General features: G+C 61.2%; 9 protein-coding genes and 1 pseudogene. All 10 read right to left on the reverse strand.

Going from position 1 to position 15,073, the window contains the following annotated elements; translation table 11 throughout:
- Window positions 1-12 precede the first annotated feature (12 nt).
- Complete coding sequence (locus V5B40_RS11225) at window positions 13-978, reverse strand: MBL fold metallo-hydrolase (RefSeq protein WP_332354593.1); 966 nt, start codon at window positions 976-978, stop codon at window positions 13-15.
- Between the two features lie 82 nt (window positions 979-1,060).
- A complete protein-coding gene (locus V5B40_RS11230) occupies window positions 1,061-3,664 on the reverse strand; it encodes a TRAP transporter permease (protein WP_332354594.1) in 2,604 nt (867 codons plus the stop codon).
- 120 nt (window positions 3,665-3,784) lie between these two features.
- A complete protein-coding gene (locus tag V5B40_RS11235) occupies window positions 3,785-4,750 on the reverse strand; it encodes a TAXI family TRAP transporter solute-binding subunit (RefSeq protein WP_332354595.1) in 966 nt (321 codons plus the stop codon).
- A gap of 303 nt (window positions 4,751-5,053) precedes the next feature.
- Window positions 5,054-5,200: pseudogene (locus V5B40_RS11240) on the reverse strand (enoyl-CoA hydratase); the annotation flags it as partial.
- Window positions 5,201-5,322: 122 nt separating this feature from the next.
- A complete protein-coding gene (locus tag V5B40_RS11245) occupies window positions 5,323-7,509 on the reverse strand; it encodes an acetate--CoA ligase family protein (RefSeq protein ID WP_332354596.1) in 2,187 nt (728 codons plus the stop codon).
- A 1-nt stretch (window position 7,510) separates the two neighbouring features.
- The gene (locus V5B40_RS11250; RefSeq protein WP_332354597.1) at window positions 7,511-8,293 is read right to left on the reverse strand and encodes an enoyl-CoA hydratase/isomerase family protein; all 783 of its coding nucleotides are present in this window, start codon (window positions 8,291-8,293) and stop codon (window positions 7,511-7,513) included.
- A 78-nt stretch (window positions 8,294-8,371) separates the two neighbouring features.
- Window positions 8,372-11,137, reverse strand: a complete 2,766-nt coding sequence (locus tag V5B40_RS11255; RefSeq protein ID WP_332354598.1) for an aminotransferase class I/II-fold pyridoxal phosphate-dependent enzyme — start codon at window positions 11,135-11,137, stop codon at window positions 8,372-8,374.
- Window positions 11,138-11,175: 38 nt separating this feature from the next.
- Window positions 11,176-12,180 (reverse strand): C45 family peptidase, encoded by a 1,005-nt coding sequence (locus V5B40_RS11260; RefSeq protein ID WP_332354599.1) that lies wholly within the window; start codon window positions 12,178-12,180, stop codon window positions 11,176-11,178.
- A gap of 16 nt (window positions 12,181-12,196) precedes the next feature.
- The gene (locus V5B40_RS11265; RefSeq protein WP_169067120.1) at window positions 12,197-13,666 is read right to left on the reverse strand and encodes a biotin carboxylase; all 1,470 of its coding nucleotides are present in this window, start codon (window positions 13,664-13,666) and stop codon (window positions 12,197-12,199) included.
- 260 nt (window positions 13,667-13,926) lie between these two features.
- Window positions 13,927-14,925: a carbon-nitrogen hydrolase family protein gene (locus V5B40_RS11270; RefSeq protein WP_332354600.1), complete on the reverse strand. Its 999-nt coding sequence runs from the start codon at window positions 14,923-14,925 to the stop codon at window positions 13,927-13,929.
- Between the last annotated feature and the right edge of the window lie 148 nt (window positions 14,926-15,073).

A 15,073-nucleotide genomic window follows, 5' to 3' on the forward strand; every position in this document is an offset into this window, starting at 1 on the left:
CCCCTCAAGACATCAATCCGCAGCCTGCAGACCGTGCCACATCTCCTGGTCACGCGCCGCCGTCCAGATCCGCGGGTGACGAATACCCCTGGCCTCATCAATGGCTCGCACCACGTCGAACGGCAGACAATGCTCGTAGATGAACACCTGCGCGAACTTCGGGTCCATCACCTGCCGGATGTGTGCCATGGCCTGCTTGAGGTTCATCTCGGCGGCGACCGCCTGCTGGGCGCAAGAAAAGAGGGTGGTAACGAAATCGGTGGTGTAGTCGAGGCCCCGGGCCACTTCCGCGGGCGTTGTCAGCGCCGGGCCTCGCCCCGGGAGCAGTTTTTCGGCGCCGAAGCCGCGCATCGTCGCCAGCGTCGTCGGCCATTCCGCGAGTTGCGCGTCGCCGGTGTAGCAGGCCGCATCGCACTCGACGAGGTCGCCCGCGAAGAGCACTTTCTCGGCAGGCACCCAGACGACGGTATCACCGCGCGTATGCCCGGCCCCGGGATGCATCACCTGCACCTCCAGCCCGCCCATGCTCAGCCTTATCGCGTCCTTGAAAACCAGCGTTGGCCAGGTCAGCCCGGGAATCGAATCAAAATCCTGGAACAGGCGTGGAAAACGCTCGTACTCCGACTGCATATCCTGCGCACCACGCTCGACGATCATCTCGTAAGTGCCCTGGCTGGCGATGATCTCCTGCAAGCCCTCGGCGCGATACGCCGAAGCGCCGAGCACACGCACCGCGTGATAGTGCGAGAGCACGACGTACTTGATTGGCTTGTCGGTCAGGCGGCGAATCTCGGCGATCAGGCGAGCCGCCATCACCGGCGTCGCCAGCGTATCGACGATCAGGACGCTGTCGTCGGCAATAATCACGCCGGTGTTCGGATCGCCCTCGGCGGTGTAACCCCAGCAGTGCTCGGATAGCTGGACAAACGTCGTTTTCTTCTCCTCGAGATCTGCGACCGATGCAAATTGCTTGTTCATGCGCTGCTCCAAAAAATGCGGAAACCGCCAGGATCACCTGGCGCGAGCTTGCGAGCGGACGGGGATTAGCGGTCGGTCGTCGCTAGCTGGCCGGCTTCCGCTCGTCAGCGGCAATCACCGCAGCACGCCGCCGCTGGATGACGATGACCAGCCCCATCAGCAGCAGAGCGGGAATGTAGAACCATTCCTTGGCCGGCCGTGCCGTCTCCACTTCCAGCGCGGTGATGGTGAATCCCTGCTCGATACCGAGCTTCGCCGCGCGGCTGCCAAACTTGACCCCCAGGATATCGACCTGATCACCCGAGGCCATCAGGCTCAGGCCGACGCTGTTGAGACGCTGCAGCGCAGGTGCCTGGGCACCGAGCGGCAACAGGACGCCCTTGGAGATCTTCTTGCCATTGATGTCCTCGCCCTCGATCCAGACGCGCAGGCGGTCATCGGCGGGGGCTTGTTCGACGACCTCCATGATCCTGGTCGGCGGTAGCTTGTCGTAAGGCGGATGGACGATGTCCATCCAGAAACCCGGACGGAAGAGGGTAAAAGTCACCACCAGCAAGAGCAGCGCCTCCCACCAGCGATTGCGGGCCATGAACCAACCCTGCGTCGCCGCAGCAAAGAGCAGATTGGCAAGAATCGCGGTGGACACGGTCATGAACAGGTGCCAGGCATTGTCGATACCGATCAACAGCAACTGCGTGTTGAAGATGAACATGAAGGGCAGGATCGCCGTTCGAATGCTGTAGCCGAAAGCGGTCACGCCGACCTTGATCGGATCGCAGCGTGCCACCCCGGCGGCGGCATACGACGCCAGGCCTACCGGCGGCGTGACGTCGGCCATCAGCCCGAAATAGAAAACGAACAGATGCACGGCGATCAGAGGCACCAGCAAACCACTCTGCGCACCGAGTTCGACGACCACCGGCGCCATCAGCGTCGATACGACGATGTAGTTGGCGGTCGTTGGCAGACCCATGCCGAGGATCAGGCAGATTACCGCGACCAGACAGAGCATGATCATCAGGTTGCCACCCGAGATCAGTTCGACCAGCTCGCTCATCACCAGACCAATGCCGGTCAGCGTCACGGTACCGACGATGATGCCGGCGGCGGCCGTGGCGATACCGATGCCGATCATGTTGCGCGCGCCGGTAACCAGGCCGTCGAGCAGATCCTGAAAGCCCTGACGAATCGCGCCGCCGGGATCGCCCTGCTTGCGGAAGTGCGCAATGATCGGCCTTTGCGTGACCAGAATGAACATCAGGAACACCGTCGCCCAGAAGGCGGACAAGGCCGGCGAAAGTTCCTCGACCATCAGGTTCCAGATCAGCACCACCACCGGTAGCAGGAAGTGCAGACCCGATTTCAGCGTCGGGCCGGCGTCCGGCAAGTGCTCGATAGGCGCATCCGGGTCGTCCATGTGCAACTCTGGATAACGGGTACCGAACTTCAACAGGCCGATGTAGGCCGCCATCATCATCACGCCGACAATATAGATCGAGGCATCACCGAAGACGTCCTTGAGCCAGCCAAAGCCGTAGTAAACGATGCCGGCAAGGATGACCATTCCGGAAACGGTCATCAGGAAGGAAATCATGCGCTGGCTCAAGCTGGCCTCGTGCACGTGCGGAATGCCACGGATGTCGGCCTTCATCGCTTCCAGATGCACGATGTAGAACAGCGCGATGTAGGAGATCAGCGCCGGCAGGATGGCGTGCTTGAGCACCTGCGTGTAGGGAATGCCGACGTACTCGACCATCAGGAAAGCTGCAGCGCCCATCACCGGCGGCATGATCTGACCGTCGACCGAAGCCGCGACCTCGACGGCGGCGGCCTTGTCAGGACGATAGCCGACCCGTTTCATGAGCGGAATGGTGAAGGTTCCGGTGGTCACGACGTTGGCGATCGACGACCCGGAAATCAGCCCGGTGCATGCCGAAGCAACGACAGCCGCCTTGGCCGGACCACCACGCAGGTGACCGAGCAGCGAGATGGCCGACTTGATGAAATAGTTGCCGGCACCGGCAGTTTCCAGAAGGGCGCCGAACAACACGAAGAGGAAGATAAAGCCCGATGAAACACCCAGCGCAACGCCAAAGACGCCTTCGGTGCTCAACCACAGGTGCGACATGCCCTTGCCGAGAGACGCTCCTTTGTGGGCGATAAGGTCCGGCATGTGTGGACCGAGAAAAATGTAGCCGATGAAAATCGCCGCCAGAATCACCATCGGCAGGCCAAGCGCGCGCCGTGCCGCTTCGAGCAGCAGGATGATGCCGGCGACCGAGGCGACCAGGTCGAGCGTCGTCGGCTGGCCGGGTCGCGTGGACAACTCGGAGTAGAAGACGAAGAGATACGAGGCGCAGAAAACGCCGACCAGAGCCAGCACCCAGTCCAGAAGCGGCACATAGGCCCGCGGCGAACTCTTGAATGCCGGGTAGGCGAGATAAGCGAGAAACATGGCAAAAGCCAGGTGGACCGAACGCGACTCGGTGTCATTGAGCACCAGGATGCCCAGCGAATACGGCAGCGGCGAAGCGATCCAGAGTTGGAACAGCGACCAGGCCAGGGCCGTAAACATCATCAGTTTGGCGACCGCGCCGCCCGGCTTGCGACCACCGGTGTCTGCTTCGGCAACCAGTTGTTTGAGTTGCTCGTCCGTCAGGACGGCCTCCGTTTCTTTTTCAGCCATGTGCACAACCTCCGCAGACTTCAACGTAAGACGGCCCCGTCGGGGCCGTCGGCAGGTCTACCGGGAACGGCTGACTATGACTACACGACTACGCGCCGCTCCCGCATGCTTCCGACCGCGTTACATCCAGCCCTTCTCCTTGTAGTACTTCACAGCGCCGTCGTGCAGTGGTGCGGACAGGCCGTTCTTGATCATTTCCTTCGGATCTAGATGCGCGAAAGCCGGATGCAGCTTCTTGAAGTCGTCGAGGTTGTCGAAGACCGCTTTTACCATCGCATAGACCACGTCGTTGGAAACTTTCGACGACGAGACAAAGGCCGCAACCACGCCGAAGGTGTTCGTCGGGTTCGGGTTGTGCGCGTACATTCCACCCGGGATGCTCACCGCCGCGTAGTACGGATAGGTCTTGACCAGCTTGTCAACTGCCGGCCCGATGATATTGACCAGTTGCGCGTGACAGGTGGTGGTCGGGTCCTGGATATTCGCCGACGGGTTGCCGACGACGTAGGCAAAGCCGTCGATCTTGTTATCGCACAGCGCGGCACCGTGTTCATCGGCCTTCATTTCGGACACCAGAGAGAAGTCGCTGGTTTTCATGCCCAGCGCCGGCAGCAGGATATCCATGGTCGCGCGCTGTCCGGAGCCCGGATTGCCGATGTTGAAGCGCTTGCCCTTGAAGTCGAGCAGCGAAACGACCTTGGCGTCCTCGCGGGCGAGCACGACCAGGGGCTCGGGATGAATCGAGAAGACCGAACGCAAATCGCCGAAAGCTGCGCCCTTGAACTGGTTTTCTCCCTTCAGCGCGTTGTACGCCACGTCGGACTGAGCAACGCCAAAGTCAAGCTCACCGGCCTTGATGGTATTGACGTTATAGACCGAGCCGCCGGTACTCTCGACCGAGCAGCGAATGCCGTGCGTCGCCCTTTCCTTGTTCATCAGGCGGCAGATCGCGCCGCCCGCCGCGTAGTACACGCCGGTCACGCCACCCGTACCGATGGTGACGAATTTCTGTTGCGCGAACGCTGTTGGGCTGGCGACGCTGGCGGAAATGGCAAGGGCTGCGGCAAGAGTGCTAAGTTTGTTCAAAGTTGTCTCCTTGTAATATGTTCAAGCGATGGAAACGAGGCATCCCGCGACCAGGCAGGGTGGCAGTCTGATGATGGGAAAGTGAGCAAAACTTCGCCGCCGCCCCATCAACTCAGCGCCACTTTCTGAGCAGTCATTCCTCAGTCATGCCCAATCCTGTCGGCACGCTGGCTGACATCAAGCTAACGAAACATAGCGCTTCGGGCAAGCGACGAAAACCAACGCGCAACGACTCTACACACAAAACCCGCTCGCGCCTAGACCCATTCCAGGCAAATATTTGCTACCGATGCAGCGCCGCAGTCATTCCTTGAGCATCCTGTGCACCGCATCCGGATCCTCCACTTCGTTATGGCACATCCCCTGAAAAGCAGCGCCAAGATCGAGAAAGTCTTTTAACTCCATGCGTTGCGCCATTTTCATCAATCGCTTGGCAAGGCGCAGCGCCTTGGCCTCCTCGACGCCGACGAGGCGTCCGGTCCGGGCGTTGCGGACGTCGTCGCGATTGAGGGTCAGAAGCGCCACGCGGCGGTCGACTTCGAGCAGGGCATCGGTGCCTCGCGGGAGGTTCATCACGACACCTTCTTTGGCACGACCGCTTCGCGGCTGACGATTATCCGCGCATCAACGATTGCATAACCGTCGCTCAGGGCGATGACCGGGTTGAGGTCCAGTTCGAGCAGTTCCGGATAAGCCTCGACGATGCTCGACACTTTCAGCAGCAAGTCGACCAGCGCCGCTTTATCGACGGCCGCTTCGCCGCGCGCGCCGGCAAGGATCTTGCGCGACTTGAGCTGTTCGAGCATTGACGACGCGTCATGCGGCGACAGGGGAATGGCCCGGAAAGCAACGTCTTCGAGAATCTCGACGAAAATGCCGCCCAGCCCGAACATCAAAACCGGCCCGAAAATGGGATCGCGAATGACACCAATGATGACTTCGACCCCCTTGCGCGCCATCGGTGTCAGGAGAACCCCTTTGATCACCGCCTGCGGATCGTAGGCCCGGCTGGCGGCCATTATTTCGTCGAAAGCACTGCGCATGCCGGCTTCGCCGCGCACGTCGAGCTTGACGCCGCCGGCATCCGACTTGTGCAGGATGTCCTTGGAAACCACCTTCATGGCCAGCGGCTGATCGCCGACGCGCGCCGCAATACCGACCAGATCGTCAGGCGAACTGGCCAGCAGCTCTTCCGCTACGGCAAGGCCGTGCGCGCGCAGCAAGTTCCTGGCTTCGAATTCGAAGAGGTCGCGGCCCTCGCCCTGAGCATTGGCAAAAGCGAGCTGCGCTTGGCGGCTGGGCACCACCGGCGGCGGGCTTTTCTGGCCGCTGCTTGCCGCCAGATAAATGCCGCGTTCGCCCAGTGCCGCCAGGACGCGCACGGCGTGTTCAATCGAACTGTAGACCGGCACACCTGCTTCGTGCAGTCGGCGCAGGGCCGGCGGATTGACCGGCGCGTAGAGGCTATAGACGATCAACGGTTTAGCGCAGTTACGCGCCAGTTCGATCATTGCTTCGGCGCCACGCATTTCGCCGCCGAGCAGGTCTTCGGCAAAGCGCGTGTAATAGCCGCCGAACATGCCGACCAGGAAAATGCTGTCGACCTTATCGTCGGCGGCGACGATTTCCAGACAATCGGCGAGCAGTGCCGGGTTGGCGTCGCTACTGCCGGCGACGTCCACAGGATTGACCAGCGAGGCCTGCGGGAAAAGGATTTCGCCAAGGCGTCTTTGCGTTGCCGCGCTCAGCTCCGCCAGTTCAAGCCCGGCTTCGGCGAGGCGATCGCAGGCGATGGTCGCCTGCCCGCCACCGTCGGCGACGACCACCACGCGCTTGCCACCTGCCTTCTGCAACAGCCCCAGACCTTCGGCGACGGGCAGAATTTCGTCGGAATGCTGCACCACGCTGACGCCGACCTGACGCAAGACGTCGACCGTCATCGCATAGCTACCGGCCAGCGCGCCGGTGTGCGAACTGGCCGCCTTCTGACCCGCTGCGGTTGATCCGGACTTGTACACCACCACCGGTTTCAGCGCCGTGATTTCGCGCGCCGCGTCAAGGAAGCGACGCCCGTCACGAAAGCCTTCGACGTACAGCGTCGCAACACGGGTCTGCGGATCTTCGCCAAGGTAGCGCAGATAATCATTGAAGCCGATATCGGCCTGGTTGCCCGGCCCGGCGTAGGTGCTGAAGCCGACGTGACCGTTGCGCTCTGCTTCCAGCACCAGCGACAACAGCATGTTGCCCGATTGCGAGATGAGGCCGATACCGCCGGCCTTCACATTGCTCAGCGCCAGCAGATTCAGCTTCTTGTGCAGGTTGAACATTCCCGAGGTATTCGGGCCAATGACCCGTACGCCGCTCTGGCGTGCGGCAGCCAGCATTTCCTGCTCCAGCTGGATACCTTCCGGGCGGCCCGTCTCGCGAAAGCCGCTGGCCAGGATCACCGCCCCCTTGACACCCTTCTTGCCGCATTCGACCAGCAAAGCCGGCAGCGAGGAAGCCGGCGTACAGATCAGCGCCAGATCGGCAGTACCCGGAATGTCGGCCAGAGACGGGTAGGCCTTGACACCAAGAACCCTATCCACCTTCGGATTGATGGGGTAGATTTTGCCCGCGTAGCCGTCCTTGATCAGCCCGACCATGGCCTTGTAGCCACGCTTGGTGGGATCGGTTGAGGCGCCGATGATGGCGATCGAATCGGGGGCGAGAAAATCGTGCAGCGGGCTGCGCGGGCTTGCAGGTTTGCTGGTCGTCATCTCAGCAGCCCTTGAAAACCGGCAAGCGCTTTTCGGCGAAGGCGTCGATGCCCTCCTGCCAGTCCTGCGTGCTACCGACGAAAGTCATTCCCTCGAGCTCGGCGGTCAGTGCGGCGTCGAGCGTACGTTCCGCAGCCATGTTCAGCTGTTCCTTGGCCAGTTGCATCGACAAGGGCGCTTTGCCGGCGATCCGTGCCGCGAATTCACGCGCCGCGTCGAGAAAGCCGGCATCGGGCAGGACGCGATTGGCCAGGCCGATGCGTACCGCCTCTTCGCCTTTGATGCGTTCGCCAAGAAAGACCAGTTCGCGCGCCTTGGCCAGCCCGACCAGGCGCGGCAGCAAATAGGTCACGCCCCCGCCGAGAAAAGTGCCGATACTGACTTCGGGCAGGCCGATCTGCGCGCTCTCGGCCATCAGAATGAAGTCCGAAGCGATCGCCATTTCGGCACCGGCGCCGAGCGCAAAACCATTGACCGCGGCAACGACCGGCTTCGACAACAACAGCAGCCGCTTGCAGACTCGCTGCTCGCCAAGCAGATACTGGCGTCGCTCGAATGCCGTTCGGCCCGCCTTATGGGCCTTGAGGTCAGCGCCAACGCAGAAGGCCCGGCCCTCGCCGGTCAACAGCACCACCCGCACGTCGCGGTCGGCTTCGGCGACGCCGAGCGCGGCGTTGACTTCGTCGTAGAGTTGCTGCGTGACCGCGTTAAGCCGCTCGGGCCGGTTCAAACGGATTTCTGCGATCCCGTCGGCCGATCGATAAATGATCGTTTCGCTCTGCATCGCTAGCGCTCCTCTTCTCTCGGTAAGTGAACGAGTCGGCGCGACCCGAAGAGCGGCGAGCCGCGCCGCCGGCCGCTCTCAGGTCGGCAGTTCCTGAATCGACGACGGTGATACCTCGAGCACCGCCAGCGCGTGCTCGGTAAACACGCGCAGGCCAAGTTCGGGCCGGTAGCCGTGAATCTCCTTGACGTCCAGAGCGCGCATGAAGGTAATGATTTCCTGACTGATCACCTGTCCCGGGACCAGAATCGGAAAACCTGGCGGGTACGGGATGACAAAAGTGGTCGACACCAGCTGCCGTCCGGCGGCGAGTTCCTTCTCGATGGCCCGACCGGCGATCGGCACGTATTCGCACTTGCTCTCGTCGTAAGCGAGGAAGAACGCCGAGCGGATGTCGCCCTCCGGCGTGCCTTCGCCCGAACTCAGGCGGAACGAATCGTGAAAGCAGCTGAAATCGGGCAGCGGCGGCAGATCCTCGCGCAAGGCCTTGACCTGGCGCGTGAAGATCTTGCGCTCGACGTTACTGGCGTCGTCGAGGCGGTCGTCCAGATCGCGCGCGATCTTGACCAGGACCTCGATCAGATAGGCCACCGACGAGCGCGTGGTGCCGATGTTGGTCATGAACAGCACCGTGTTGCGCGAGGTCTTGTTGATCTGGATACCGTGCTTGTTCATCAGGATTTCGTTCTTGAAGGTGTCTCCGTCCCAGCCCGAACCCGCCACCGACAGCGTGATCCGCGTCGCATCGAGGACGAATTCGTCCTCGCTCCAGGCGGCCATGATGTCGCTCCAGCCATGCTCCGGATCCCAGTAGCTCTTGATCCCCGACTTGCGATACTCGTCCGGAATCATTTCGGCAACGGTGAGGACGTGAAAATACTTGCTGATCAGCGGGTGGGTATTGATCACCTTGCGCAGCGACATCGCCTGCTCGACCTGGCGCTGGATGAACTCGAAGCCCTCGAGCTCGACCTGCCGCCGGCCGATATCCAGCGAAGCAATGATTTGATAGTTCGGCGAAGTGGAGGTGTGCGTCATGTAGGCCTCGTGGAAGGCCTGCTCGACTTCGTCCTTGAAGTCCTGATCGTGCACGTGGATCATCGACCCCTGACGCAGCGCGGTCAGCGTCTTGTGCGTCGATTGACAGGCGTAGGCACGCACCCGCACCTGGTCCGGGTCTGGCATCAGCCGAGTTTTGAGCAGCGTTTCGTCATCGGCACCGGCCATTTTTTCCTGGTACTCGGCGTAGGCCGCACGGTACTCGGGCGAACGGTAACGCTCGCGCAGCAGGCCGGCGCAGTACATCGCCGTGCGCCGGCGGTAGGCGGGACCAAAACGGGCAAAGGCAAACCACGCCTCGTCCCACAGGAAGACCAGATCGGGCTTGATCGCCAGGCATTCCTCCATCACCCGCTCGACGTTGTAGACCACGCCATCGAACGTGCAGTTGGTCAGCAGCAACATGCGCACCCGGTCGAGTTTGCCTGCCGCCCGCAATTCCAACAGCCGGTGCTTGATTTCCTTGATCGGCACGGCGCCGTACATCGAGTAAGCGTTGAGCGGGTAGCTGTCGAGATAAACGACCTGCGCGCCGGCGAGGACCATGCCGTAGTGGTGTGACTTGTGGCAGTCGCGATCGACCAGCACGATGTCGCCGGGGCGGACAATCGCCTGCACGACGATCTTGTTGCAGGTGGACGTGCCGTTGGTGGCGAAGAAAGTCTGTTTCGAGCCGAAGGCACGGGCGGCCATCTCCTGCGCTTTCTTGATCGGACCGTGCGGCTCGAGCAGACTGTCGAGGCCGCCCGAGGTGGCCGAGGTTTCTGCCAGGAAGATGTTCATCCCGTAGAAGTCGCCCATGTCCTTGATCCAGTGCGAGGCGGTAATCGACTTGCCGCGACTGATCGGCATGGCGTGAAAGACGCCGGTGGGGATGCGCGCGTACTGCGTCAGGGCGTTGAAGAAGGGCGCCTCGAAGCGCTCCGAAACGCCGCGCAGGATGTTCAGGTGCAGGTCCAGATGGTCTTCCTGATTGTAGAAGACCCGCCGGCAGTTGCCGAGCTTGGTACCGGCTATCTCTTCGACCGACTGATCGGTGAACAGATAGACGTCGAGTTCGGGACGAAGCTTGGCAATCATCCGGCACAGTTCGGGACCGTACTCCTTAGGTTCCACCTCTTCCAGAACCGCCTCTTCGAGGCGCGAAAGATAGCGATGCAGGAGTTCCAGGGTCTGTTCCGACTCGCGCTTCAGGTCGTTGCGAATAACCACCGCCTGCACGTTGTGGTTGAACATCACGCCGATCAGGGCATCGGTGAGGCTGGGTACGAACACCGGTTCATAGAGGAAGGGGTCCTCGGGGCGGCGCAGCGAACGCAGGGTGCGACGCAGATTCTCTTCCTGCATCGGCGAAAACTTGTCTACGAACAAGACCTCGAAGTAGAGCACATCCTTGGTCGCATTTTCGGTGGACTCGTCGTCCGGACTGCCCTCGGTCAACTCCTCGACGTCGTGGTGATGCGGATTGTGTCGATAGCTGTTGCTCAGCAGCGCGTGACAGATGTTGCGCACGGTAATGGCCAGCACGTCAAAGCGACCCAGGGTGACCAGTTCGCCGAGCCGGCCGAAAGTGTCGTGCCCCGGGAAAGCCCAGTAGAGTTCGATCGGACGCAAGGCGTCGATCAACTCGACGACTTTTCGCTCGGCTTCGTTGCGCCGACGATCCGAGTTGCTCTGGACGAGTTGCTCGCAGGCGATTTTCAAGGCACTCCAGCGGTCGGTCCGCAGTTGCAGCGCGCTGTAATATTCACCCAGCGACTTCTTGCTCTTGCTTTCTGTCTTCATTGCTTGTCTCCTCACGCCGGTCAATGCCTGGCGTATCGTTAGGCGGTGGTGGGGGAACTGCCAAACTCGATGAGCCGCGCGCCAACCGTGAAATCGGCAAACGACTGTGACCAGCTATGGCCTGGCCAGAGAAAATCGGCACGCCCTTCGCCCGGCCAGTAGGCGGCCGAGTAGAGCGTGCCAAGACCACGGGCAAACGCGTTCGAGTAGATCGGCGCTTGCAGGAAAGCGGCGATCAGCGCCTCGCTGGTGATCGCGCTGTCGTCCAGCATCAGCCGCAGCAAACGCAGGCGCTCGACCGTCGACGTGGCACGCGCATGTTGCTGCCACTCGACCTTCTGCTGGTGGTTGGTCGCCGCCGCAATGCGCTGGATATCGCCGTTCTTGCCCGGCGCCATATAGACCGTCGCAAAGTCGCCGTGCCGATCAAGCACGGTCACGTTGTAGCTCATGTGCACCGGCACCCGCGCCAAAGCGGCAGTCGCCGCAGCCGTTCGGCTGCAGGTTTCCAGGACGTAGCGCAGGACCAGCGGCACGCCGAATCCTTCGCCGACGTCCAGGCGGCCGCCAAACGACAGGGATACCGCCAGGCCGTCGTCGTTGATGCCGTCGAGCAAACCCCATACGCAGTCGCTGACGCCGATCACCTGGCGCCCGTTCCAGGCGGTCTTCAGGATCACGCCTTCGCACAACTGCGCCGGATAGTCGTAGTTGCGCAGCAGTAGCGGCTGCGCACCGGGCCAGGCGACCTGCGAACACGCGGTGACATACGGCGGCGGACAGAACAGCGACAGGAAGCGGGCCTCCAGATCGCCGCCACCAGCGAGCTCGGCCAGCCTTTCGTAGGTCGGCAGCAGCTCCGGCATGTGCTTTTTCAGCGCCCGAACGCAAGGCAGGTAGTAGGGGCGCGCCGCATTGCCGCCTTGCAGGTACCAGCGGCGATACGACGGCCAGAACTCCGCAAACAGCGCTTGCCAGATGGCGCCCGGTCGTGCTTCCTCGATGGCCCGGAAAAGCAGCGACTGGGTCTGAATGAGCGCCATCCAGCTCGGCCGCTGCTCAGAGGATCTTGAACGCGCCGGCCGACGGCGCCGGTTCCTGAATGCCGGTATCCAGCGGCCGGCCCTTGTAGAAGCTCTGAATGCCGCTGATCCAGTTCTCCGCGCGCGGGTTGAGCTTGAACTCTTCGGTCATCGAACGGCCGCGGGTGATCAGAATCCCCAGATCGGCTCCTTCATAGCGGTAGTCGCCGGGGCCGGTGATGCGCAGCCAGAATGCCTCGTGCTCGCCTTCGACCGCCAGGCGGTGATAATCGAAGCGGTGATAGCTGACCTTGCCGGCGTCGTCCATGCGGTAGATCCCGGATTGTGGCGCCTGCTCGACGACATCCACCTCCTTGTCGGTGTACTTCATCACCAGTTGGCTCCAGCTGTCGATGTACTTCGGATTCTTCCAGCGTTCGTTCATCGCCGCCACGTCGAGCTTGAAGTCCGCACCGCTGAACTCGAGCAGGTGGAAGAAGAACAGCGGCGCGTCGGCATAGGAGAAAGCGGCGTGGTTGGTCATCGGGCTGGCACCGCAGACGCGCGGATTGAGTTCACCCAGATAAACCTCCTCGCTGTCCTGATCAACCAGAAAATCGAGATCGAAGTAGCCGCGATAACCTTCCTCGAGCAGCTGGTTGCCGAAGGTATAGGCGTAGTCGCGCGCGGTGATTCGTGCCTTTTCGGGAAAGGCGCCCGGAAAGACCTCGTTGCCGCACCAGCCCCCCTTGTACGGCGTCAACTCCTTGGCGCCGACGATTTCGGTCAACAGTGGTCCGACCACGGTGCCACAGCGAGTGACGCAGGCTTCGAGCGTGCCGCCGCGGCAGTTGATCCGCTTCATTACCTTGACCTCGGGATCCTTGACGATCTCGTCAGCGTACTTTTTCCACTCTTCTTCGTTCGAAATAAAGAAAGTGGTGTGACCCGAGTCGCCAAAAGCCGACTGAATCACCAGGTCGCTACCCAGGCCGTTTTCCTCGGTCAGCTTGATCAGCTGTTGGTAGCTTTCGACCTTGGCCAGCACGTTCGGCACCGACGGCACACCGGCCTTGTTGCCGATGCGTACCGTTTCCATCTTGTTGTCGCAACGCGTGCGCAGGGAGGCCGGCGGAAACCACAGCTCGATGCCCAGGTCCTTGCACAACTCCTCGGTCTTTTCGTCGAACATCAGGAACACGGCGACCGGATCGCCGCCGCGCCCCTTGATGTAATCGATGACTTCCTTGTTCTGCAACAGATAGTTGTTGATGTCCTCGATGCCTTCGAACTCCGGATGCGGCTGCTCCTTGGGAACGAAGACGTTCGGGTGACGACCGTCGTAGCAATCGATGTAGTTGATGTGCTTGAAGTGCGGCACCCTTTCGTCCATGCCCGCCAGATTGAAGTTGGTGGCACTGATGAAATAGATAGGACGCTTGTTGCGGTGAAAAAACAGGCGCAAGTCGGACATGCTGGTGATTGTTGACAACGGGGCTTGAGTCATTTCTTGTCTCCTCTGAGGTGGTGTATTTGTCTGAGGTACTGCTTTGTTGCGGCGCTGCTGAAGCGCAAAAATCCCGAATCCGAGAAGGGTGCCGATGGCCAGCCCGACAATCATCAAACCGGTACTCACCAGGCCACCCTCTTTCGCCCGCTAACGGTCACCAAGGTCATGACCGCCCCCTCTTCTCCCAGCCCTTCGGTCGCAGGTGGCGAAGGGAGTTTCGTGAGTCGCGTGCGCGACTTTGACAGCAAGCAAGCGACTCATGGACCAGAAAAGTACGGTGCCGAGTTCTCCGTCAGGGCGGCAGCGACGTCGATGTTCGTTTTCAGATCGGCCACCTTGACGTGCAATCCGTCCGGCCCGGCAACTACGCCGGCCGGCAGGACAACAGGCTCTGAACGTGTTCCGCGCGTCGGCTTGATCAGCGGACCCAGGCTATTCAGATAGTCCCCCTCATGCCCGAGATGTTTCTGGTACACCGGGAACTCGATCGGTCGGTCACGGAAGCTCTTCAGCGTTTGCCCGAGGCCACGAATGCCCACCTCGCGCTCTCGACGAACACGCGATATATCGATTTCCACCGGCATGATTTCTTCGCCACCGCCGGCTTCATGGATGACGTAGCCGGAAGGGCCAACGATGATCGAACGACCGGTGCCGCAGTCGCCCACACCATTCACATCGAAAAAATAGCACTGATTGATGGTTGCATTGGCGCGGGCGATCGGCAGCTCGACATCGCGGTCAATGGTGTCGGTCATGGTCGGATGAAGAATGCATTCCGCCCCCATCGAGACCAGCGTGCGGGTCGTTTCGGGAAACCACATGTCGTAGCAGATGGAGACACCGAAACGCCCGATGTTGGGGATGTCAAACACGCAGAAGTCGGTTCCGGGCTTGATACCCATTTCGTAAGGCAGGAAAGGGAACATCTTGCGGTAACGGGCGACCACCGTTCCGTTCGGATCGATCACCGGCGTGGTGTTGTAGATGTCATCACCAATGCGTTCGAACATCGACCCCGGCAGCAACCAGAGGCCGTGCTTGGCGGCCATCTGGCAAAAAATCTGCTCGGCCGGCCCGCCGGTCGGCTGCGCATGATAAGGCGCCGGCCCGAAGGGAGCCAGTTCGCTGAAGACGACCATCTGCACCCATGGAAAACGGGCCATGACGACATCCAGCTTGTGCCCCATCGCGGTGATGTTCTCACGCTCCATCGAGATGTTCATCTGGATACCGGCAATTGAAAAAGGAATCATGAAATGGGCTCTCCTGCCGCTTTAGGGATGTATCGCTACAAAAATTTGTCGAATTGACGTCAAGCTCCGGGCTACCGAACGCAACCGGATCACCGCTGGCGGCAAGTGGCAGATGCGCAGCTCCTGAGCAAGCCGGAATGCCGGAATG

This window comes from Candidatus Accumulibacter meliphilus (genome assembly GCF_036625345.1).
Classification (GTDB): Bacteria; Pseudomonadota; Gammaproteobacteria; order Burkholderiales; family Rhodocyclaceae; genus Accumulibacter; species Accumulibacter meliphilus.